At 49.1% G+C, this 21,152-nt stretch carries 22 protein-coding genes, 2 pseudogenes and 1 other annotated feature; of the genes and pseudogenes, 17 read left to right on the top strand and 7 right to left on the bottom strand.

All coding sequences use genetic code 11. The features are described 5' to 3' along the window. Position 1: 1 nt before the first annotated feature. On the bottom strand, positions 2-601 hold the full coding sequence (locus N7E69_RS21615; RefSeq protein WP_000505804.1) for a metal-dependent hydrolase: 600 nt from the start codon (positions 599-601) through the stop codon (positions 2-4). Between the two features lie 137 nt (positions 602-738). Further along, a complete protein-coding gene (hxpB, locus tag N7E69_RS21610; RefSeq protein WP_000106854.1) occupies positions 739-1,407 on the bottom strand; it encodes a hexitol phosphatase HxpB in 669 nt (222 codons plus the stop codon). A gap of 148 nt (positions 1,408-1,555) precedes the next feature. Between hxpB and N7E69_RS21605 the strand changes: the two genes are divergently transcribed. Next, complete coding sequence (locus N7E69_RS21605; protein ID WP_000222158.1) at positions 1,556-2,092, top strand: YniB family protein; 537 nt, start codon at positions 1,556-1,558, stop codon at positions 2,090-2,092. Positions 2,093-2,134: 42 nt separating this feature from the next. Here N7E69_RS21605 and N7E69_RS21600 read toward each other — a convergent pair whose 3' ends face one another. The 3 genes from N7E69_RS21600 to pfkB all read right to left on the bottom strand — a co-directional run bounded on the left by N7E69_RS21600 (position 2,135) and on the right by pfkB (position 4,420). Next, on the bottom strand, positions 2,135-2,995 hold the full coding sequence (locus N7E69_RS21600; protein ID WP_000267688.1) for a fructosamine kinase family protein: 861 nt from the start codon (positions 2,993-2,995) through the stop codon (positions 2,135-2,137). A 106-nt stretch (positions 2,996-3,101) separates the two neighbouring features. Beyond that, on the bottom strand, positions 3,102-3,392 hold the full coding sequence (gene ghoS, locus N7E69_RS21595; RefSeq protein ID WP_079945245.1) for a type V toxin-antitoxin system endoribonuclease antitoxin GhoS: 291 nt from the start codon (positions 3,390-3,392) through the stop codon (positions 3,102-3,104). A gap of 95 nt (positions 3,393-3,487) precedes the next feature. Then, positions 3,488-4,420, bottom strand: a complete 933-nt coding sequence (gene pfkB, locus N7E69_RS21590; RefSeq protein ID WP_000251707.1) for a 6-phosphofructokinase II — start codon at positions 4,418-4,420, stop codon at positions 3,488-3,490. A gap of 288 nt (positions 4,421-4,708) precedes the next feature. Here pfkB and N7E69_RS21585 point away from each other — a divergent pair, with 288 nt between their 5' ends. Next, entirely contained in the window at positions 4,709-5,467 is a 759-nt protein-coding gene (locus N7E69_RS21585; protein ID WP_000770980.1) for a YdiY family protein, read from the top strand. Between the two features lie 48 nt (positions 5,468-5,515). Here the strand turns inward: N7E69_RS21585 and N7E69_RS21580 are convergent, their stop codons facing one another. After that, positions 5,516-6,475: a lipid A deacylase LpxR family protein gene (locus N7E69_RS21580; protein ID WP_108610902.1), complete on the bottom strand. Its 960-nt coding sequence runs from the start codon at positions 6,473-6,475 to the stop codon at positions 5,516-5,518. A 142-nt stretch (positions 6,476-6,617) separates the two neighbouring features. Between N7E69_RS21580 and N7E69_RS21575 the strand changes: the two are divergent. The 3 genes and pseudogenes from N7E69_RS21575 to N7E69_RS21565 all read left to right on the top strand — a co-directional run bounded on the left by N7E69_RS21575 (position 6,618) and on the right by N7E69_RS21565 (position 8,160). Then, positions 6,618-6,907: pseudogene (locus N7E69_RS21575) on the top strand (hypothetical protein). Positions 6,908-6,927: 20 nt separating this feature from the next. After that, entirely contained in the window at positions 6,928-7,782 is an 855-nt protein-coding gene (locus N7E69_RS21570) for a DNA/RNA non-specific endonuclease (protein WP_001044085.1), read from the top strand. 172 nt (positions 7,783-7,954) lie between these two features. Then, a pseudogene (locus N7E69_RS21565) lies at positions 7,955-8,160 on the top strand (hypothetical protein). Between the two features lie 306 nt (positions 8,161-8,466). On the opposite strand, the gene rfc reads toward N7E69_RS21565, so the two are convergent. Then, positions 8,467-9,690 carry an O-antigen polymerase Rfc gene (gene rfc / locus N7E69_RS21560; protein WP_000905565.1) on the bottom strand — a complete coding sequence of 408 codons (1,224 nt, stop codon included), beginning with the start codon at positions 9,688-9,690 and terminating at the stop codon, positions 8,467-8,469. 897 nt (positions 9,691-10,587) lie between these two features. Between rfc and thrS the strand changes: the two genes are divergently transcribed. From thrS to N7E69_RS21500, 12 genes are all read left to right on the top strand, one after another. Beyond that, entirely contained in the window at positions 10,588-12,516 is a 1,929-nt protein-coding gene (gene thrS / locus N7E69_RS21555; protein ID WP_001144217.1) for a threonine--tRNA ligase, read from the top strand. A 3-nt stretch (positions 12,517-12,519) separates the two neighbouring features. Continuing rightward, positions 12,520-13,062, top strand: a complete 543-nt coding sequence (infC, locus tag N7E69_RS21550) for a translation initiation factor IF-3 (protein WP_001574431.1) — start codon at positions 12,520-12,522, stop codon at positions 13,060-13,062. Between the two features lie 95 nt (positions 13,063-13,157). Beyond that, positions 13,158-13,355 (top strand): 50S ribosomal protein L35, encoded by a 198-nt coding sequence (gene rpmI / locus N7E69_RS21545; protein WP_001124225.1) that lies wholly within the window; start codon positions 13,158-13,160, stop codon positions 13,353-13,355. A 50-nt stretch (positions 13,356-13,405) separates the two neighbouring features. Further along, entirely contained in the window at positions 13,406-13,762 is a 357-nt protein-coding gene (gene rplT, locus N7E69_RS21540) for a 50S ribosomal protein L20 (RefSeq protein WP_000124850.1), read from the top strand. Positions 13,763-13,877: 115 nt separating this feature from the next. Then, positions 13,878-14,001 (top strand) — a sequence feature (Phe leader region). Further along, positions 13,883-13,927: a pheST operon leader peptide PheM gene (pheM, locus tag N7E69_RS21535; RefSeq protein ID WP_001386830.1), complete on the top strand. Its 45-nt coding sequence runs from the start codon at positions 13,883-13,885 to the stop codon at positions 13,925-13,927. It overlaps the preceding feature by 45 nt. A 62-nt stretch (positions 14,002-14,063) precedes the next feature. Then, a complete protein-coding gene (gene pheS / locus N7E69_RS21530; RefSeq protein ID WP_000018570.1) occupies positions 14,064-15,047 on the top strand; it encodes a phenylalanine--tRNA ligase subunit alpha in 984 nt (327 codons plus the stop codon). A 15-nt stretch (positions 15,048-15,062) separates the two neighbouring features. Then, the gene (gene pheT, locus N7E69_RS21525; protein ID WP_000672410.1) at positions 15,063-17,450 is read left to right on the top strand and encodes a phenylalanine--tRNA ligase subunit beta; all 2,388 of its coding nucleotides are present in this window, start codon (positions 15,063-15,065) and stop codon (positions 17,448-17,450) included. 4 nt (positions 17,451-17,454) lie between these two features. Beyond that, on the top strand, positions 17,455-17,754 hold the full coding sequence (gene ihfA / locus N7E69_RS21520; protein ID WP_001229266.1) for an integration host factor subunit alpha: 300 nt from the start codon (positions 17,455-17,457) through the stop codon (positions 17,752-17,754). Between the two features lie 202 nt (positions 17,755-17,956). Beyond that, positions 17,957-18,937, top strand: a complete 981-nt coding sequence (btuC, locus tag N7E69_RS21515; protein WP_000954984.1) for a vitamin B12 ABC transporter permease BtuC — start codon at positions 17,957-17,959, stop codon at positions 18,935-18,937. 91 nt (positions 18,938-19,028) lie between these two features. After that, positions 19,029-19,580 (top strand): glutathione peroxidase, encoded by a 552-nt coding sequence (locus N7E69_RS21510; protein WP_001181565.1) that lies wholly within the window; start codon positions 19,029-19,031, stop codon positions 19,578-19,580. After that, on the top strand, positions 19,580-20,329 hold the full coding sequence (btuD, locus tag N7E69_RS21505) for a vitamin B12 ABC transporter ATP-binding protein BtuD (RefSeq protein WP_000080607.1): 750 nt from the start codon (positions 19,580-19,582) through the stop codon (positions 20,327-20,329). Before N7E69_RS21510 ends, btuD begins: the two co-directional genes overlap by 1 nt. Before the next feature lie 76 nt (positions 20,330-20,405). Beyond that, complete coding sequence (locus N7E69_RS21500) at positions 20,406-20,870, top strand: C40 family peptidase (RefSeq protein ID WP_001213256.1); 465 nt, start codon at positions 20,406-20,408, stop codon at positions 20,868-20,870. The last annotated feature ends 282 nt before the right edge of the window (positions 20,871-21,152 follow it).

Genomic DNA, 21,152 nt, shown 5'->3' with positions numbered 1-21,152 from the left:
ACTAATCAATCTGGTGATTTATAAAACGATTGAACTGCATTTGCAGGATAGTAATCATCTGCGAAGACCAGCGTATGACGTTGTTTTCCGGCATGGACTGTGGCATCCACACCGCCCAGGCAAACAACGCCATGCATAAAAATCGCTCCAGTTGATTGCCTTTGCGCGGCGCCAGAATAGGCAGGCGGAAACGCCAGCGGCACGGCCACAGTAAGGGAACGCCTGCGGGGGTGAGCATATCCGCGACGATATGGCTTAAATAGCCGAGTACCATGCCTTGCAGCGCATCCGCCGGGATGATCCACGTATCCGGAACCTTGAGATAAAAGGTCGCCAGTAGGGCAAAGACCGCCAGCAGACTATGGGTAAACCCCCGGTGACCAAACGCGCGGGCGATCGGTTTCGATACCCATTTCAGGCGCTGACCAAGAAAAGATTTGGGGTGGTCGATATCCGGCAGCAGACAGGTCAAAATAGCCGAAGGAATAATATGCCACCAGTCGCCGTGCGCAAGGACGGGCGTTAACTCGGCATTCTTGGCGAAAACCGCGCTGGCTATAGAAAAAAGAAGATGTCCTTCCGCCGTCATGATAAAACCCATTAAACTGTCAATTCATACAGTATAGGGTTTTTATACAGTAGGCGGAAGTGGTGACGTTGTAACTCTTTGTCTCTGTCAAAGCCGCTTGCCATCTGGCTCAGCGGCTAATTGCCCGTTGACTTTGTTTCGGAAACATCTTAACCGAGTAGATGCGCCGCCGTCAGCTCTGTCAGTGAGTTAAGTTTGACATTCGCCAGCGCAAAGCGCGGATCATGCTGGTTTTCTTCTGCTGGCACCACAATGGCGCGCATTCGCGCCGCCTTTGCCGCGATTAAACCATTCACCGAATCCTCCAGCGCCACGCAGGTTAATGGATCAACGCCTAGTTTGGCCGCACAATCCAGATAGACCTGCGGGTGCGGTTTGCTGTAGGGCAATTTTTCTGCAGAAGCCAGCGCGTCAAAACTGTCGCGCAGTTCGAACATGGTGAGCACTTTTTCCAGCATATGTAGCGGCGATGCCGAGGCAAGCCCCACTAATAGCCCCTGCGCTTTACACAGCGCCACGGCCTCGCGCACACCCGGTAAAAGAGGGCGCGTCTCTTCGATAAGCGTAATCGCGCGGGCAATAACACGGTTTGTCACTTCCTGGCGATCGGGGCCGCTCCACGGTTGCTGCGCAAACCAGAGATCGACAACCATATCAATGCGTAGCCCAAGCGTGTCTGGTAACTCATGGCGCCGAGTAATATCTACGCCTAAACTTGCCATCACGTCCAGTTCAGCGCGATCCCAGAGCGGTTCGGAATCGATCAGTAGTCCATCCATATCGAAAATTGCAGCAAGAATTTGACGTGGGGTTGACATCACAACCTCTCCTGTTGAGATTAAAAAATAACGAATTAAGCGTTCATTATGACCATGTTCTTAGTATATCGCCCTTAAAGATCAGGCGAAAACGGGAATCAACAGGTAGACTTAGGCCAAAACGACGCGTCTTTATCAAGGGGAACTCATGACGTATCAACAAGCTGGACGCATTGCAATCCTAAAAAGAGTTGTAGGGTGGGTTATTTTTATTCCGGCACTGCTTTCCACGCTCATCTCAGTCCTTAAATTTATGTATGCGCACAGTGAAAAGCAGGAGGGGATAAATGCGGTAATGCTGGATTTTACCCACGTAATGATAGACATGATGCGCGTGAATACGCCGTTTCTGAATGTTTTTTGGTACAACTCGCCGACGCCAAATTTTCAGGGAAGCCTGAATATCGGTTTCTGGCTCATTTTTATTCTGATTTTTGTCGGGCTGGCGATGCAGGATTCCGGCGCCAGAATGAGCCGCCAGTCACGTTTTTTGCGTGAAGGCGTGGAAGATCAGTTGATCCTGGAAAAAGCAAAAGGCGCGGAAGGGCTAACGCGTGAGCAGATAGAGTCACGTATCGTGGTGCCGCACCATACCATCTTTTTACAGTTTTTCCCGCTCTATATTTTGCCGGTCATTATTATCGTGCTCGGCTACTTTTTCTTTTCCTTGTTAGGCTTCATGTAAACTGAAAAATGCCGGATAGCCCGTATCCGGCATGGGCTGTACCTATACCGCAAGCAGCCGATCCATCGCTTTTTGCGCAGTGGCCAGGTGCTGACCGCCAAACAGCCTTGCCCGATTAAGCAGGGTGTAGAGCTGGTAAATCGGCTGCCTGTCGAGAAAATCCAGCGGTAGCGGCGAAACGGACTGATAGCCGTCATAAATCTGCGGTGGCTGATCGGTATGCAGCGGCAGCATCGCCAGATCGCATTCTCTGTCGCCCCAATAGCAGGCTGGATCGAAGATATAGGGGCCGTCAGGGCCAAGCGCGCAGTTCGCCGACCATAGATCGCCATGCAAAAGAGAAGGCTGCGGTTGATGCGACGCCAGACGTTGCTGAACATGTTCAACAATGGCGTCAATATTACCAAAAGTAATGCCTTTTTCCGCGGCGAGTTCAAGTTGCCAGCCAATGCGCTGTTCGGCGAAAAAAGTCGACCAACGGCGTTGCCAAGTATTCGGCTGCGGCGTGGTAGAGAGCGCGTTGTCAAAATCGAGGCCGAATTGAGGTTGGTCGCTCCATTGGTGCAGGCGCGCCAGCTGTTGCCCAAGAATAAACGCATTATGGGCATCCAGCGGGCGGGGCGAGAGGTAGTCCATGACTAAAAAGCTGTAATCCCGATCCGAACCTACCGCCCATACCTTAGGCACAACAACGGTTTTACTGCGGGAGAGCAGCTCCAGCTGATCGGCTTCAGCGGTAAAACCGCGAAGCATTTCTCGTTCATCGCACTTTACGAAAAAATCATGGCCTGAATAACGTAAATGCCATGCGGCATGAACTTCTCCGCCAGGCAGTTCATTACGCAGTTCGATTTCGCCTTCACCGACTTGCTCGCTTAAAAGACGACTGATAGCTTGCCACATAATGTCTCTCCCCACGTTGTCTGCCAGATCATAAGGTTAGCGCAAAAATGCGGTTAAAAAATACGAACTAACGCACATCGCGGACGCGCCGCGGCGGGAATGGCACTTATTGTGCGTTTTTACTCCACGCCTTCCAGGTCGCCACGGTAATGTCGACATCCTTATCTAATGCGCTTTTCGCAAGTCCGGCGACAAGCGCTTTGATTTCATCAGCGCTCTGAGCGCTAACAAAGCCAAACGTATTGGTGCCGAGCTCATGCACATTCCCTTCATCGTCCGTTAATGTCAGCAAAAAACCGCTGCGCGTCAGATGATTATTGAGTTCGTTAATCTCGGTCAGGGAATCTTCATGGAAGGTTACGGTAATAACATAACGGGTAATATCGCCACTGGCCATCGTTCACCTCGTTGGGAGCAATTGTGTTTTTAACAGCGGCGGATGCGCCGCCCGTTACCGATTTTCCGGTATCCCCCTCGCCGAGGGGGATACGATTATTGCGCGGAAAGATAGGCGTATATTTTTTGGGTATCGTCACGGGAACACAGACGCGTACCTTGATTGAGCGTAGCGGCGCTGCCTGCCGCCACACCAAAGCGCACCATCTCTTCCAGCGACGCGTCTTGCGCCAGTTTTAACGTCATCGCGCCCACCATACTGTCGCCTGCGCCGACAGTACTTTGACTTTTCACCGGGGGAGGAACAACCTGGATGCAATTCTCACTGTCTATGCCCAGCGCCCCTTGCGGCCCCAGAGAGACCACTACCCGGCGAGCCTTGCCGCTTTGCACTAATTCCTGGGCCGCTTTACGCACATCATCAGGCTGCGTCAGATCGCGATTAACCAACGCGCTCAATTCTTTCAGGTTAGGTTTCACCAGTTCGATATCGCCAAGCGCCAGCGCGGCGGTGAGCGCGTCGCCAGAGCTATCAATAATGCAGCGAATGCCTTGCTTCTGTGCGGCGGAAATCAGTTGCGTGAGTTTCTCGACCTTAACGCCGGGCGGAAGGCTGCCGCTGATAACCAGAATTGCCCCGGATTCAATTTCCAGTACCTGTTCTTCAAGCTGGCGAAATTCGTCATCGTCCAGCGTGGCGCCGGGCATAACAAAACGATACTGTTCGCCGCTGGACTCGACGTGGACGTGCAGGTTCTGACGCGTCCAGTCTTTCGCATCGACGGTAGACACGGGGACATTTTCGTCAGCCAGTAGTGCGACCAGATGTTCGCCGGTAGCGCCGCCAGCCGGGAAAATTGCGGTCGCGGTGCCGCCAAGATGCGCAATGGCGCGAGCGACATTAATACCCCCGCCGCCGGGTTCGAATACCGGCGCGGAGCACCGCAGTTTACCTTCGGGATAAATTTGCGGCGTGATTGTTGCGCTATCGAGAGAGGGCGCAAGCGTCAACGTATAGATACGTACCATCGTTACCTCCTGTTAGGCTGATTTCAGTCTGGCACTTAATCCCCGGAAAGTGAAGGAATTAACAATATGATTTTCCGGATCTTTATTTAAAGAAGTACGATGTAAAGTTATATAAATAAATGAATGCTTCGGGAGGGTTCTTATTCAAAAAATGAAATAGTAATTGATTGCTATGTTATTCGGGGCTTCTTATAATTCGCTACCTTTCCAGGGGCGTTTGTCATTGATCCCTATGAAAGTTTCCGGGACCGTCGTGGTCTCTTTTTTAGTTGTACGGACTCTATATAAATGAAGCTTTTGAAGGCAGTACCCGCTGTAGTTATGCTGGCGGGTGGCGTGTTCGCGTCTCTGTATGCCGCCGCCGATGATTCCGTTTTTACTGTCATGGATGATCCCTCCACCGCGAAAAAACCTTTTGAAGGTAATCTGAATGCGGGCTACCTTGCTCAGTCAGGCAATACTAAAAGTTCTTCCTTAACGGCTGACACGGCGATGACCTGGTATGGACAACGTACCGCCTGGTCATTATGGGGCAATGCCAGCAATACCTCCTCTAATGATGAACGCTCTTCAGAAAAATATGCGGTAGGCGCGCGTAACCGTTTTAATATGACGGATTATGATTATACCTTTGACCAGGCCAGTTGGCTGACAGACCGTTTCAACGGTTATCGTCAGCGCGACGTACTGACCGCCGGTTACGGGCGGCAGTTCCTTAATGGTCCAGTGCACAGCTTCCGTTTTGAATTTGGTCCAGGGGTTCGCTATGACGAACATACGGACGATACCACTGAAACGCAGCCGTTGGGTTATGCTTCCGGCAGCTATGCCTGGCAGTTAACTGACAATGCTAAGTTTACACAGGGGGTGTCAGTATTTGGCGCAGAAGACACCACACTAAATTCGGAAACAGCCCTCAATGTCGCCATTAACGAACATTTTGGTCTAAAGGTGGGGTATAATTTAACGTGGAACTCGCAGCCGCCTGAATCAGCGCCTGAACATACCGATCGTCGCACTACGGTAACGCTGGGCTATAAGATGTAATATTGTACCGGGTTACGTTACGTAACCCGGTTATTCCGTGGTGACGCCTCAGAAGAAGAAGGTGATGTCTCCGTTGATATAAGAATCGTCGTCTCCGGTGCGAAATTCCGACGTGACTTTGTTTAAAGAAAGAGAAAATGCGACGGGAGAATAGCCGATGGTGGCACCGACGCGATATTCATCCACGGTTTTATTAATATCCACCGTTTCCATTTTTGTTTGCAGCGTTTTCCCCTGTAACGTGTAGTTTTTATCAACTTCCCTGCGCTCAACGCCAGCAAATACTTTATAGATCAATCCCTCTTTTTGAGTGTGTATTAACCCTCGGCGGGACAATAACCCAAACCCATTATCAGAGTTGAAGGTCTTATCATTTCCCAGCGCAACGGTTGCGCCGTACCCCAAATACTGGAAGAGATTGCCGCCGACAGCAGAGACTTCTGGATAGAAGCCCACATTGACACCCAGAATATCAATAGCTGGCGTAAGGGAGACCATTCCTTTTGCCGTGTAACCATAACGGTTTTCAATTTGATCCTGCCAGGCAGGGTATTTTTCTGCGCCTATTATTCGATGCGCCCGATTCTGAACCTCCTGACCGCCTGCGTCAGGACCAATAACGCCGATATCGGTACCTAAACGATAACGTAACCAATTGGTGGCTAATGAATTCCACTCCAGTCCGGTATGAAGAAAGGCGCTGAACGCGCGGTCGCCTTTGACGGCTTCAGGCTTTCTCTTATTGGCGCCTGATGGAGAATAAATATCTTGCGCGATATGAAAAGAGAGTTGACTGGCGTCAGTGAGATCGTGGCTGTAGCCTAAAAAGAGCCCGGCAGTATAATCACCCCGGTCTGCAGCCGGGTGCCCATAAAGGGCATTTAAGGATGGTTGAAATATACCTGCATCATCATTCGCCACTGAAATAGCAAGGCTACTGGCATTGGCCATTGTGGTCGTACTGAGTATGGCGGCAATCATCGTTGCGCAATAGCTGTATTTGTTCACTTTTTACCCCTGAATATGAAAGTGAATACTCTTATTTTTACAAAGTAATAAGCACAGCCGCATGATGCGCAGTGCTTATTGAATCTTTAAATATAACTAAACTCCTGCCAGCAGCGAGTCATTGAGAGGATACGTTGCCTTAATGTTGAAAAATGGTGTTAAAAAACACGCGCCAGATATTATTGAATATCCATTTTTCATTCGCTATCTGAGTGCGAGAAATTATTGGCTTCACGATTATGCATATAATACGATGTTTTTTGGTATCAATATGAATATCACGTTGTATTCTTTTGAGCTCATTTTCTATGATGTCTTCGATGTTTATCTGTTATTAATTTTTACCGTGATAGTGTTGTCTTTAATGATGAGCGCATCTAACGGCTGGTAGGGTAATATAACAAATTATTGCCATCTGAATTATTAGGGTAGTTATTATTAAGGAAGAAAAAGTGAATAAAACCATTAATCTGCTAAAATTACTGCCCGTAGTATTATTAAGCGCATGTACTACATCGTATCCTCCCCAGGATATAATATCGGCACCCGAGTTACCCCATCGTAACGTACTCGTTCAGCAACCTGATAACTGTAGCGTTGGCTGTCCTCAAGGAGGAAGTCAACAAACAATCTATCGCCATGTCTATACGCTCAATAATAATAGCGCCACGAAATTTGCCAACTGGGTTGCCTATAGCGTGACAAAGACCAGCCAGGCAAGCGGTCGCCCGCGGAACTGGGCGCAGGACCCCGATTTACCGCCCTCGGATACGTTGGCCCCTTCGGCCTATAAAAATGCCCATACGCTATTAAAAGTCGACAGGGGACACCAGGCGCCGTTGGCAGGATTGGGCGGCGTTTCGGACTGGCCGTCGTTAAATTATTTATCGAATATTACGCCGCAGAAATCCGCCCTGAACCAGGGAGCATGGGCTGCACTGGAAAACCGGGTGCGCGAACTTGCCAAACAGGCTGATGTATCTGTAGTGCACGTAGTGACCGGCCCCCTTTTTGAGCGGCATATCGCCACATTGCCAGAAGATGCGACGGTAGAAATTCCCAGCGGGTACTGGAAGGTTTTATTCACCGGAACGGCGCCGTCAAAAAGTGAAGGAAATTACGCTGCGTTTATTATGGATCAGAATACGCCCCGTTCGGCGAATTTTTGCGACTATCAGGTTACCGTGGAGGCTATCGAACATAAAACGAAGCCAGTGCTGACGCTGTGGTCTGCCTTGCCTGAAGCGGTAGCCAGCGAGGTGAAAACGACAAAGGGGAGTCTGGCGCAGAAGTTAGGTTGTCGATGAGAAGCGCTATACGGCGCGTAGAAAGATAATGGAGAAACCCTGTCAAGGGTCTTGATTTGCTACAGAGTGATGCAATCTCCCTTTTTTTAGTGTTACCATCGTCATGCCGGACGAAAATAGCGATTTTCGTCTGTGTCGAAGGTTGTGCGCCAATTTAGCAATGGTTGGCTAGATGGATACACAACTCACTGTCAATAAATTCATTTTCTCTTTGTATGTGATCTTGCGTATAAGTACTATCCTTCATTCACATCCATTCACGTTCGTTTAAACCTGTTTCACCAGTTCCGCGTTATTACTAGTAATAACGCATATATATGTTTCATACCGTTTCACATTGATCCCTTTCGTGCCGTAAGATGTGTGTACCTAATCTAACTTAAGCAGGGAACTGTCATTCATAACACAGCGTTTATTGATATCAATGGTAGATTATATTACGGTGATAATCTCGGGATGATCCGCATATGAGTAGATGTGGATTAGGGCAGAGTAGCGGCAGGACTAATAATAACCGGCGGCGAGAAATATATAATTGAGGGGCTATTCATAAATCATTATTAGGAAACTCAAGCACTATCATGAATGCATCAAAAGTAATTTACGTTGGTAATGCTGTTCAGCAAACCCAACAAGATTTACGCTCCAAAACTAAATAAAACGGCGGCATTGCCGCCGTATAAATTATTTATCGCTTCTTAGTAAAACGAATCTTATATGCGCTGAAAAAACAAAGGAAGATGCAATGTATACTATAAAGGCAATCATCAAATGCTCAGGGAACAACCATCCCATGCTAACAGGAATCACACTTATTCCAATGCAAAATAGGAACATTATGAAATAATGCGCTGACTTTGTTTCCTGAGTTTTATTGGAGAAATACTTAGCCAGGACGCCTTTAAATACTCCAGATATAACTAACCAAACTGGTGTAAAAAGCCCGAAATCTGCGTATAGTTCACCATACCCGAAAGCAGGAGCGCCCTGATTCCTGTAGAATGCATCAGGGAAAAATACTTTTGCCAGATACAATGCGCCAAAATCTTCAGGCTTATCAGGCCAAATAGCCCTCGGAATTCTCGAGTAAACCTCGCTCTCCATTAGTAATTTTCCGTACATAAAGTCAAAGTTTGAGGAAGCAACAAGAACAGCATTACGGGTATAATCCGAGTAATTCGCCATATTTTCTATCGGATTCCCATCAGTAAACGTATATGCAAAGAATGCCGTTACAATGACTGCTATAACAGCAAACGATTTCACCAGGAACATAAATTTAATTTTTTTATTTTCAATATATGAAAGATAAAGGATGAATGCTATAAATATACTAAATATTGGTCCTTTGTTACCATGCAAGAAAATAAGTATACAGTTAAATAAAACTATGGAAATACAAAATAACTTTGATTTTTTGTATGTAAAGAACGCGCAAATAGAAGCGACAAGAGAAAACATTAATGAAGGATAGAAGTATATACCATACCCTGTTCTGGTTAATTCGTATATTCTTCTTGGGCTAAGTATGTACTCTCTGAACTCCATCAACACTGGAAGGTAAATGATAAAAGCAAGGAAGGTGAATAACAATGAAGTAAACACATACCTTGGTTTATTTTTTGTGTTTGATTTGTTGTATATGGGTTTTCTTTGTGTGTAAAGATAAGAAATAACAAATGATGCTATGTATGTTATATAGCAAGTATAGAAAAACAAATATTCCACTGTATACTTCCGCACCTCTGAGAGGTATACAAATATACCTTCAAACACGTACAGTGTAGGCACTGTTATTATCAGGTATGGGACCATTACATTTATTATTTTTCCCTCAATTCTTACGGAAAGAGTATAGAGATAAACTATAAATAATAAGCATAATACAATGTATGAAATTATAAGCATATAGAGCCTTTAGAAAAAATGCTTAGTATTAAAAATATTAATAATATTGCCATCAGGCAAACAAGGTGTGGTACGGAAAATCTTCTGGCAAGATATTCTGAATCTGGTAGTCTATAATCATTACTCATCACTATCTTCCCGATATCAAAACCGTGTTATTGACATATTAACACTCATTAACACTCCTATCTACTGCGCCTCCGATAGCATGAAGCTATCAAGCGTTTGCGGCACAAACATCAAGCAATGTAAATGCTTTTGATAATTACGCATGATTGTTACTGCGTTTATATACAGTGGTATTCGAAGGTTCATCATGAGGTTCCCGAGCCCTGTAAAAGACTATACAGAGAAAGGGCTATCACTCGACGAGTAACTCATCTCACATCGTGCCGCGACATACTTCAAGCAACACAGACGAATTACAAGTACGGCATCATAAGGGAGACGTTGCTAGTTATAGAAGCTTCATAGCAGCATGTAATGGCTCTTTGCTGGTATGTGCTTTGGAAAGTGGGTTTCGTATTGTGCGTTATCGCATGCTGCCAGGTCCCCATCTGGAGAATATAGATAGCGGTCGTCGAAAGCTATCTGATGTGAATGACTCATACGGTGGCAGTAAGTCGAGACTCAGAGTGACCATGTACATCATTAACGATACGCGTGCTGGGTAGTGTGTTGGGATTCAGGTTCTGTAGAACAGAAAGATGCAATCTCCCTTTTTTTAGTGTTACCATCGTCATGCCGGACGAAAATAGCGATTTTCGTCTGTGTCGAAGGTTGTGCGCCAATTTAGCAATGGTTGGCTAGATGGATACACAACTCACTGTCAATAAATTCATTTTCTCTTTGTATGTGATCTTGCGTATGGGTCACCACTGCAAATAAGGATATTACATGCCTGTTATTACTCTTCCTGATGGCAGCCAACGCCATTATGACCACCCTGTAAGCCCGATGGATGTTGCTCTGGACATTGGTCCTGGCCTGGCGAAAGCCACCATTGCGGGCCGTGTGAATGGCGAGCTGGTTGATGCTTCCGATCTGATTGAAAATGATGCGACGCTTGCCATCATCACCGCAAAAGATGAAGAGGGTCTGGAGATCATTCGTCACTCTTGCGCGCATCTGTTAGGTCACGCAATCAAGCAACTTTGGCCGCACACGAAAATGGCGATCGGCCCGGTTGTCGACAACGGTTTTTACTATGACGTTGATCTTGACCGCACGCTAACTCAGGAAGATGTCGAAGCGCTCGAAAAGCGGATGCATGAGCTCGCCGAGAAAAATTACGACGTTATCAAGAAAAAGGTGAGCTGGCATGACGCGCGCGAAACCTTCGTGAAGCGCGGCGAGACTTACAAAGTCGCTATTCTTGATGAAAATATCGCCCATGATGATAAGCCAGGCTTGTACCATCATGAAGAATATGTCGACATGTGTCGTGGTCCGCACGTGCCGAATATGCGTTTCTGCCATCACTTTAAACTGATGAAAACTGCTGGCGCATACTGGCGCGGTGACAGCAATAATAAGATGCTGCAGCGTATTTACGGTACGGCATGGGCAGATAAAAAAGCCCTGAACGCTTATCTGCAGCGCCTGGAAGAGGCCGCAAAACGCGACCACCGTAAAATTGGTAAGCAGCTCGACCTGTATCATATGCAGGAAGAAGCGCCGGGCATGGTGTTCTGGCATAACGACGGCTGGACTATCTTCCGCGAGCTGGAAGTCTTTGTTCGTTCTAAACTCAAAGAGTACCAGTATCAAGAAGTTAAAGGCCCGTTCATGATGGACCGTGTGCTGTGGGAAAAAACCGGGCACTGGGACAACTATAAAGATGCGATGTTCACCACATCCTCAGAAAACCGCGAATATTGCATCAAGCCGATGAACTGCCCGGGCCACGTTCAGATCTTTAACCAGGGTCTGAAATCCTATCGTGATTTGCCGCTGCGTATGGCGGAATTCGGTAGCTGCCACCGTAACGAGCCATCAGGCGCGCTGCATGGTCTGATGCGCGTACGCGGCTTTACGCAGGATGATGCGCATATCTTCTGCACCGAAGAGCAGATTCGCGATGAAGTTAACGCTTGTATTCGTATGGTCTACGATATGTACAGCACCTTTGGCTTCGAGAAGATCGTCGTCAAGCTTTCCACTCGTCCTGACAAGCGTATCGGCAGCGATGAGATGTGGGATCGTGCTGAGGCGGATCTGGCGGTTGCGCTGGAAGAAAATAATATCCCGTTTGAGTATCAACTGGGTGAAGGCGCATTCTACGGTCCGAAAATTGAATTTACCTTATATGACTGCCTCGATCGTGCATGGCAGTGCGGTACAGTACAGCTGGACTTCTCCTTACCGTCTCGTCTGAGCGCCTCCTATGTAGGCGAAGACAACGAGCGCAAGGTGCCGGTAATGATTCACCGTGCGATTCTTGGGTCGATGGAACGCTTCATCGGTATCCTGACCGAAGAGTTCGCTGGTTTCTTCCCGACATGGCTCGCGCCTGTTCAGGTAGTCGTGATGAATATTACCGATTCGCAGTCTGAATACGTTAACGAATTGACGCAGAAACTACAAAATGCGGGCATTCGTGTAAAAGCAGACTTGAGAAATGAGAAGATTGGCTTTAAAATCCGCGAGCACACTTTACGTCGTGTCCCTTATATGTTGGTCTGTGGTGATAAAGAGGTGGAAGCAGGCAAAGTTGCCGTTCGCACCCGCCGCGGTAAAGACCTGGGCAGTCTGGACGTAAATGACGTGATTGAGAAGCTGCAACAAGAGATTCGCAGCCGCAGTCTTCAACAACTGGAGGAATAAAGTATTAAAGGCGGAAAACGAGTTCAAACGGCGCGTCCGAATCGTATTAATAGCGAAATTCGCGCGCAAGAAGTTCGCTTAACAGGTCTGGAAGGCGAGCAGCTTGGTATTGTGAGTCTGAGAGAAGCTCTGGAAAAAGCTGAAGAAGCCGGAGTAGACTTAGTCGAAATCAGCCCTAACGCCGAGCCGCCGGTTTGTCGTATAATGGATTACGGCAAATTCCTCTATGAAAAGAGTAAGTCTTCTAAGGAACAGAAGAAAAAGCAAAAAGTTATCCAGGTGAAGGAAATTAAATTCCGTCCTGGGACAGATGAAGGCGACTATCAGGTAAAACTCCGCAGCCTGATTCGCTTTCTCGAAGAGGGCGATAAGGCCAAAATCACGCTGCGTTTCCGCGGTCGTGAAATGGCCCACCAGCAAATCGGTATGGAAGTGCTTAATCGCGTGAAAGACGATTTGCAAGAACTGGCAGTGGTCGAATCCTTCCCAACGAAGATCGAAGGCCGTCAGATGATCATGGTGCTTGCTCCTAAGAAGAAACAGTAAGGCCTTCAAGTAACAATTCTGTGAAGCCTTCGGGCTTCACAGGTTTTGTTCGCCTATGTTTCGTTTATTAACAATGCGAAGTGGAAGTTATTAAAATGCCAAAAATTAAGACCGTACGCGGTGCTGCTAAGCGCTTCAAAAAAACCGGTAAAGGTGGTTTTAAGCACAAGCACGCTAACCTGCGTCACATTCTGACCAAAAAAGCGACTAAACGTAAACGTCACCTGCGTCCGAAAGCCATGGTTTCTAAAGGCGATCTGGGCCTGGTTATCGCGTGCCTGCCGTACGCATAAGCCGTTAACGTTTTTAACTTTTTAATTAGAATAGATACAGGAGAGCACATATGGCTCGCGTAAAACGTGGTGTAATTGCACGCGCACGTCACAAGAAAATTTTGAAACAAGCCAAAGGCTACTACGGTGCGCGTTCTCGCGTATACCGCGTTGCCTTCCAGGCAGTTATCAAAGCTGGTCAGTATGCTTACCGTGACCGTCGTCAACGTAAGCGTCAGTTCCGTCAACTGTGGATTGCGCGTATCAACGCAGCAGCACGTCAGAACGGTATTTCTTACAGCAAATTCATCAACGGCCTGAAAAAAGCCTCTGTTGAAATCGACCGTAAGATCCTGGCTGATATCGCCGTATTCGACAAAGTCGCGTTCACCGCGCTGGTTGAAAAAGCGAAAGCAGCTCTGGCATAAGCCAGTGAAAAGAGGGAGCCTGGCTCCCTCTCTTTTATTTACTGTTCAGTGAGTTGACAATTGACCTGTAACCCTTTTCAATAAAGGATATTCGGTTTTACCACATAAGGTAACGCAAGCATGAACGCTGCTATTTTCCGTTTCTTTTTTTACTTTAGCACCTGATCCCAGGAGGCTAGCGCGTGAAAAACGAAACGAAAAACAGCGCAAAAAAGCCTCCTGATGGAGGCTTTTTTTGTATCTGAAATCGAGAGATTACGTCCAATGAACCGGTGTCTTCACCGACACAATGAGGAAAACCATGTCACATCTCGCAGAGCTGGTTGCCAATGCAGCGGCCGCCATTAACCAGGCGTCAGATGTTGCCGCGTTAGACAATGTACGCGTCGAATATTTGGGCAAGAAAGGGCATTTAACCCTTCAGATGACGACCCTACGCGATCTGCCGCCGGAAGAGCGTCCGGCAGCCGGGGCAGTCATTAACGCCGCGAAAGAGCAGGTACAACAGGCGCTTAACGCGCGTAAAGCCGAGCTGGAAAGCGCAGCGCTTAACGCCCGTCTGGCCGCTGAAACCATCGATATCTCCCTGCCGGGGCGCCGTATTGAGAACGGCGGTCTGCATCCGGTCACGCGTACCATTGACCGTATTGAAAGTTTCTTCGGTGAGCTTGGTTTTACCGTGGCGACTGGCCCGGAAATCGAAGATGACTACCATAACTTCGATGCGTTAAACATTCCGGGTCATCATCCGGCCCGCGCCGATCATGATACCTTCTGGTTTGACGCGACCCGTCTGCTGCGGACCCAGACGTCTGGCGTCCAGATCCGGACGATGAAAGCGCAGCAACCGCCGATCCGTATTATTGCGCCGGGCCGTGTATACCGTAATGACTACGACCAGACGCATACTCCGATGTTCCATCAGATGGAAGGTCTGATTGTTGATACCAACATCAGCTTCACCAACCTCAAAGGTACGCTGCACGACTTCCTGCGTAATTTCTTTGAGGAGGATCTGCAGATTCGCTTCCGTCCTTCTTATTTTCCGTTTACCGAACCTTCTGCAGAAGTGGATGTGATGGGGAAAAACGGCAAATGGCTGGAAGTGCTGGGCTGCGGGATGGTGCATCCGAATGTGCTGCGCAATGTCGGTATCGATCCGGAAATCTATTCTGGCTTCGCTTTTGGTATGGGGATGGAACGTCTGACCATGTTGCGTTATGGCGTCACCGACCTGCGTTCATTCTTCGAAAACGATCTGCGTTTCCTCAAACAGTTTAAATAAAGGCAGGATAAAACAATGAAATTCAGCGAACTGTGGTTACGCGAGTGGGTTAACCCGGCAATTGATAGCGATGCGTTGGCTAACCAGATTACGATGGCTGGCCTGGAAGTAGACGGCGTTGAGCCGGTCGCGGGAAGCTTCAATGGCGTTGTGGTTGGGGAAGTGGTTGAGTGCGCCCAGCATCCGAACGCTGACAAATTGCGTGTAACGAAAGTCAACGTCGGCGGAGAACGCCTGTTGGATATCGTCTGCGGCGCGCCAAACTGTCGTCAGGGGTTGAAAGTAGCGGTGGCCACCATTGGCGCTATTCTGCCGGGCGATTTCAAAATTAAAGCGGCAAAACTGCGCGGCGAACCGTCTGAAGGGATGCTGTGCTCCTTCTCCGAACTGGGGATTTCCGACGATCACAGCGGCATTATCGAACTGCCGGCGGATGCGCCGCTGGGTACCGATATCCGTGAATACCTGAAGCTTGACGACAATACCATCGAAATTAGCGTCACGCCAAACCGTGCGGATTGCTTAGGTATCATCGGCGTTGCGCGTGATGTGGCGGTACTGAACAAAGCGCCGCTCCAGGAGCCTGAAATGGTGCCGGTTACGGCAACCATCAGCGATACGCTGCCGATTACGGTAGAGGCCGCTGATGCGTGTCCTCGCTATCTTGGCCGGGTGGTAAAAGGCATCAATGTTAACGCGCCGACGCCGCTGTGGATGAAAGAGAAACTGCGTCGCTGCGGTATTCGCTCCATCGATGCGGTGGTTGACGTCACGAACTATGTGCTGCTCGAACTGGGTCAGCCAATGCATGCTTTCGATAAAGATCGCATTGATGGCGGTATTGTCGTGCGGATGGCAAAAGAGGGTGAAACCGTCGTCCTGCTGGACGGTAGCGAAGCGACGTTAAATGCGGACACGCTGGTGATCGCCGATCACCATAAGGCGATGGGGATAGCCGGTATTTTTGGCGGCGAACATTCCGGCGTGAACGGCGAAACGCAAAATGTGCTGCTGGAGTGTGCGTACTTTAATCCGCTGTCTATCACCGGTCGCGCTCGCCGCCACGGTCTGCATACCGATGCGTCTCACCGCTACGAGCGCGGGGTGGACCCAGCGCTGCAATATAAAGCGATAGAGCGCGCTACTCGTCTGCTTCTTGATATCTGTGGCGGTGATGCGGGTCCGATAATTGATGTGAGCAACGAAGCAACGTTGCCGAAACGCGCCACCATTACGCTGCGTCGCAGTAAACTGGATCGCCTGATCGGGCATCATATTGCGGATGAGCAGGTCAGTGATATTCTGCGTCGTCTGGGCTGTGAAGTGACCGAAGGGCAGGACGAGTGGAAAGCCGTAGCGCCGACCTGGCGTTTCGATATGGAGATTGAAGAAGATCTGGTGGAAGAGGTGGCCCGCGTTTACGGCTATAACAATATTCCGGACGAGCCAATTCAGGCCGGTTTAATCATGGGGACGCACCGTGAAGCCGATCTGTCGTTGAAGCGGGTTAAAACCATGCTGAACGACAAAGGCTATCAGGAAGTGATTACCTATAGCTTTGTCGATCCTAAAGTACAACAGCTCATCCATCCAGGCGCAGAAGCGCTGCTGCTGCCAAACCCTATCTCCGTTGAGATGTCGGCGATGCGTCTGTCGCTGTGGAGCGGATTGTTGGCGACGGTGGTCTATAACCAAAACCGTCAGCAGAATCGCGTGCGTATTTTTGAAACCGGTTTACGTTTCGTTCCGGATACACAAGCCAATCTGGGTATTCGACAGGATCTGATGCTGGCTGGCGTGATTTGCGGCAACCGCTATGATGAGCACTGGAACCTGGCAAAAGAGACCGTTGATTTCTATGATTTGAAAGGCGATCTGGAAGCAGTATTGGATTTAACCGGCAAACTGGGTGATATCCAGTTTAAGGCGGAGATGAATCCGGCTCTGCATCCGGGACAGTCTGCGGCGATTTATCTGAAAGATGAACGTATTGGTTTTATTGGGGTTGTTCACCCTGAACTGGAACGTAAACTGGATCTGAATGGTCGTACGCTGGTGTTTGAACTGGAATGGAATAAGCTCGCAGACCGTATCGTGCCGCAGGCGCGGGAGATTTCACGCTTCCCGGCCAACCGTCGCGATATTGCGGTTGTTGTTGCAGAAAACGTTCCCGCAGCGGATATTTTATCCGAATGTAAGAAAGTTGGCGTAAATCAGGTAGTTGGCGTAAACTTATTTGACGTGTACCGCGGTAAGGGTGTTGCGGAGGGTTATAAGAGCCTCGCTATCAGCCTGATCCTTCAGGATACCAACCGTACACTCGAAGAAGAGGAGATTGCCGCTACCGTCGCCAAATGTGTAGAGGCATTAAAAGAGCGATTCCAGGCATCATTGAGGGATTGAACCTATGGCGCTTACAAAAGCTGAAATGTCAGAATATCTGTTTGATAAGCTTGGGCTTAGCAAGCGGGATGCCAAAGAACTGGTTGAACTGTTTTTCGAAGAGATCCGTCGTGCTCTGGAAAACGGTGAGCAGGTGAAACTCTCTGGTTTTGGTAACTTCGATCTGCGTGATAAAAATCAACGTCCGGGGCGTAACCCGAAAACGGGTGAAGATATTCCTATTACAGCACGGCGCGTGGTGACCTTCAGACCCGGGCAGAAGTTAAAGAGCCGGGTCGAAAACGCTTCGCCCAAAGAAGAGTAATCAGATCCAGGCATAACATCCATCAGGGTGTATTGCGGCAGATACGCTGCCATCCCGAAAGTAGATCAGCGGGATGACAGCGTATTTGTCAGCCTGAAAGATGACCCGTATAACTAAAAAGGCCGCATTGCGGCCTTTTTTCTTTCAAGTAAAGGATACCCACCGTAAAATCACGCTACCTCTTTTCAGCTGAATGGATAACATGCTGACTTTTGCCCGCCAACAACAGCGACGAAACGTTCGCTGGCTTCTGAGCCTGTCACTGCTGGTGCTACTGGCTACACTTCTGAGCTTATGCGCAGGCGAACAGTGGATTGCCCCCGGTGACTGGTTAAGCGCCCGGGGGGAACTGTTTGTCTGGCAAATTCGCCTTCCCCGCACGCTTGCGGTATTGCTGGTTGGCGCTGCGCTGGCGCTATCTGGCGCCGTGATGCAGGCGCTGTTTGAAAACCCACTTGCTGAACCGGGTCTGCTCGGCGTTTCGAATGGGGCCGGTGTTGGGCTTATTGCCGCCGTCTTACTGGGGCAGGGGCAACTGCCAGGATGGGCGCTGGGACTGTGCGCTATAGCCGGCGCGCTCATTATTACGTTAATCCTGCTGCGTTTTGCGCGTCGCCATCTTTCTACCAGCCGCTTGTTGTTGGCGGGCGTCGCGCTGGGCATTATCTGTAGCGCGCTGATGACGTGGGCTATCTATTTTTCCACCTCTTTCGATCTGCGGCAATTAATGTACTGGATGATGGGAGGATTTGGCGGCGTTGACTGGCAGCAGAGCTGGCTAATGATTGCGCTCATCCCGGTACTGATCTGGATATGTTGCCAGTCGCAACCGCTGAATATGCTGGCGCTAGGGGAAACCTCGGCGCGGCAGCTTGGCCTGCCGCTGTGGTTCTGGCGCAATTTGTTGGTCGTCGCCACTGGCTGGATGGTGGGCGTCAGCGTGGCGATGGCGGGGGCGATTGGTTTTATCGGTCTGGTTATTCCGCACATCCTGCGCTTATGTGGTTTAACCGATCACCGGGTTTTACTTCCCGGCTGCGCGCTGGCCGGGGCTATCGCCCTGCTATTGGCTGATGTGGTCGCCCGGCTGGCGCTGGCGTCGGCTGAACTGCCTATCGGGGTGGTCACCGCCACATTGGGGGCGCCAGTGTTTATCTGGCTGCTGCTCAAATCCGCGCGTTAGCGCATCGGTAAACAACTGCTTTCATCATTCGCAGTCTATGATTAAAGGCTAACGATGAAACCCGCTATTCTACCGACATCAGGGAGACACCATGCAAAACTCGCTTCTTAATACTCACGTTACGACGATTGATGGAGAGGTCACTACACTTGAAAAATACGCCGGAAAAGTGCTGCTCATTGTAAACGTCGCCTCCAGATGTGGCCTGACGCCGCAATATGAACAGTTGGAAAATATCCAGAAGGCGTGGGCAGATCAGGGGTTTGTCGTGTTGGGTTTTCCCTGCAACCAGTTTATGGGGCAGGAGCCAGGCAGCGAAGAGGAGATTAAAACCTATTGTGCCAGCACCTGGGGCGTCACGTTCCCGATGTTCAGTAAAATTGATGTGAATGGCGACGCGCGCCATCCGCTGTATCAAAAACTGATAGCCGCTGCGCCAACGGCAGTCGCGCCGGAGAAGAGCGGCTTTTACGAACGGATGGTAAGCAAAGGGCGTACGCCACTCTATCCGGATGATATTCTGTGGAATTTTGAAAAATTTTTGGTAGGCCGGGATGGTCAGGTGGTACAGCGTTTTTCGCCGGATATGACGCCTGAAGATCCTATTGTGATGGAAAGCATAAAAATCGCGTTGGCAAAATAATGTCTCAATTGATGCAATTAAAGGATGTCGCCGAGAGCACCCGCCTGGGGCCGCTTTCCGGCGAAGTAAGCGCAGGAGAGATCCTTCATCTTGTCGGGCCGAACGGTGCCGGGAAAAGCACGCTACTGGCGCGTATGGCGGGGTTAACCTCCGGCGAGGGGAGCATCAGGTTTGGCGGAGCGCCGCTGGAGGCATGGGCGACGGCAACGCTTGCCCAACACCGCGCTTATCTTGCGCAACAGCAAAATCCGCCGTTCGCCATGCCGGTCTGGCATTACCTGACATTGCATCAACCTGATAAAACGCGAACCGGGCAGCTTAACGAGGTGGCCGATATGCTTGGATTGGGCGACAAACTGGGGCGAAGCGTGAATCAGCTTTCCGGTGGCGAGTGGCAGCGTGTTCGCCTTGCTGCCGTTGTACTACAAATTCATCCCGACGCTAATCCGGTCGGTCAATTATTGCTGCTTGATGAGCCGATGAACAGTCTCGATGTTGCGCAACAAAACGCTCTGGATCGGGTATTACATCATTTGTGTCAGGCAGGAATTGCGATTGTGATGAGTAGCCACGATCTGAACCACACGCTGCGCCATGCGCATAAAGCGTGGTTATTAAAGCGCGGTAAACTCATTGCTTGCGGCCGCCGGGAAGAGGTGCTCACCCCCTCTTATCTGGCGCAAGCCTACGGTCTGCGCTTTCGACGACTCGACGTCGAGGGGCATCCAATGCTCATTTCGGCCACTTAAGTAAAATCGTTTCTTGAAAAGCAGGTAATTTCGACGCTAAATTAATACCAAAATAAAAACAGAGGATTGTTGCGGCATGCGTTTTTGGCTTCTTGTTATCACAGCATTGTTCCTGGCAGGATGCAGTACTCATCGGGCACCGGCGCCAAATGCCAGATTATCAGACTCCATTACCGTCATTGCGGGTCTGAACGATCAGTTGCAGTCCTGGCGCGGTACGCCATACCGTTACGGCGGCATGAGTCGCAGAGGCGTGGACTGTTCCGGCTTTGTGGTGGTCACTATGCGCGACAAGTTTGATTTGCAGTTGCCTCGTGATACGCGTGAACAATCAAAAATCGGCACCAGAATCGATAAAGATGAATTGCTGCCCGGGGATTTGGTTTTCTTTAAAACCGGTTCGGGCGAAAGTGGTTTACATGTTGGTATTTACGATACAAATAATGAGTTTATTCATGCCTCTACCAGTCGTGGCGTGATGCGTTCATCGCTGGATAATGTGTACTGGCGAAAAAACTTCTGGCAGGCACGGCGAATTTAACCTCGCAGACGATATAAATTTTATAGTCTATTTTTAACATATCGCCGGTTGAACTTATGACATCTGTTGTCATCATATATAATGATATAACCGTAGCATTTACAAACGTACTTTTATTAAAAACGGGCGTGTTCACGCCCTGTGAAAAGTACAACATTGGATATTGGTTTATAATCAGAGTAAGTTAAAAAAAGGAACCGGTTTACCGGTAAACAAGAAAAATGATGACGCTTCAATTAGTATCTGAAGTTACGTCTGTTTCCGTCCGTAGTGACTGGATGG

The organism is Salmonella sp. 3C, from assembly GCF_025426275.1.
Lineage (GTDB): Bacteria > Pseudomonadota > Gammaproteobacteria > Enterobacterales > Enterobacteriaceae > Salmonella > Salmonella enterica.
The sequence above is the reverse complement of the archived record's forward strand: the minus strand, read 5'-3'. Positions and strand labels throughout refer to the sequence as shown.

Excerpts from the sequence above, each read along its gene's own strand:
- N7E69_RS21615 (WP_000505804.1), bottom strand. The coding sequence starts at position 601 with ATGGGTTTTATCATGACGGCGGAAGGACATCTTCTTTTTTCTATAGCC.
- hxpB (WP_000106854.1), bottom strand. The coding sequence starts at position 1,407 with ATGTCAACCCCACGTCAAATTCTTGCTGCAATTTTCGATATGGATGGA.
- N7E69_RS21605 (WP_000222158.1), top strand. The coding sequence starts at position 1,556 with ATGACGTATCAACAAGCTGGACGCATTGCAATCCTAAAAAGAGTTGTA.
- N7E69_RS21600 (WP_000267688.1), bottom strand. The coding sequence starts at position 2,995 with ATGTGGCAAGCTATCAGTCGTCTTTTAAGCGAGCAAGTCGGTGAAGGC.
- ghoS (WP_079945245.1), bottom strand. The coding sequence starts at position 3,392 with ATGGCCAGTGGCGATATTACCCGTTATGTTATTACCGTAACCTTCCAT.
- pfkB (WP_000251707.1), bottom strand. The coding sequence starts at position 4,420 with ATGGTACGTATCTATACGTTGACGCTTGCGCCCTCTCTCGATAGCGCA.
- N7E69_RS21585 (WP_000770980.1), top strand. The coding sequence starts at position 4,709 with ATGAAGCTTTTGAAGGCAGTACCCGCTGTAGTTATGCTGGCGGGTGGC.
- rfc (WP_000905565.1), bottom strand. The coding sequence starts at position 9,690 with ATGCTTATAATTTCATACATTGTATTATGCTTATTATTTATAGTTTAT.
- thrS (WP_001144217.1), top strand. The coding sequence starts at position 10,588 with ATGCCTGTTATTACTCTTCCTGATGGCAGCCAACGCCATTATGACCAC.
- rpmI (WP_001124225.1), top strand. The coding sequence starts at position 13,158 with ATGCCAAAAATTAAGACCGTACGCGGTGCTGCTAAGCGCTTCAAAAAA.
- rplT (WP_000124850.1), top strand. The coding sequence starts at position 13,406 with ATGGCTCGCGTAAAACGTGGTGTAATTGCACGCGCACGTCACAAGAAA.
- pheS (WP_000018570.1), top strand. The coding sequence starts at position 14,064 with ATGTCACATCTCGCAGAGCTGGTTGCCAATGCAGCGGCCGCCATTAAC.
- pheT (WP_000672410.1), top strand. The coding sequence starts at position 15,063 with ATGAAATTCAGCGAACTGTGGTTACGCGAGTGGGTTAACCCGGCAATT.
- ihfA (WP_001229266.1), top strand. The coding sequence starts at position 17,455 with ATGGCGCTTACAAAAGCTGAAATGTCAGAATATCTGTTTGATAAGCTT.
- btuC (WP_000954984.1), top strand. The coding sequence starts at position 17,957 with ATGCTGACTTTTGCCCGCCAACAACAGCGACGAAACGTTCGCTGGCTT.
- N7E69_RS21510 (WP_001181565.1), top strand. The coding sequence starts at position 19,029 with ATGCAAAACTCGCTTCTTAATACTCACGTTACGACGATTGATGGAGAG.
- btuD (WP_000080607.1), top strand. The coding sequence starts at position 19,580 with ATGTCTCAATTGATGCAATTAAAGGATGTCGCCGAGAGCACCCGCCTG.
- N7E69_RS21500 (WP_001213256.1), top strand. The coding sequence starts at position 20,406 with ATGCGTTTTTGGCTTCTTGTTATCACAGCATTGTTCCTGGCAGGATGC.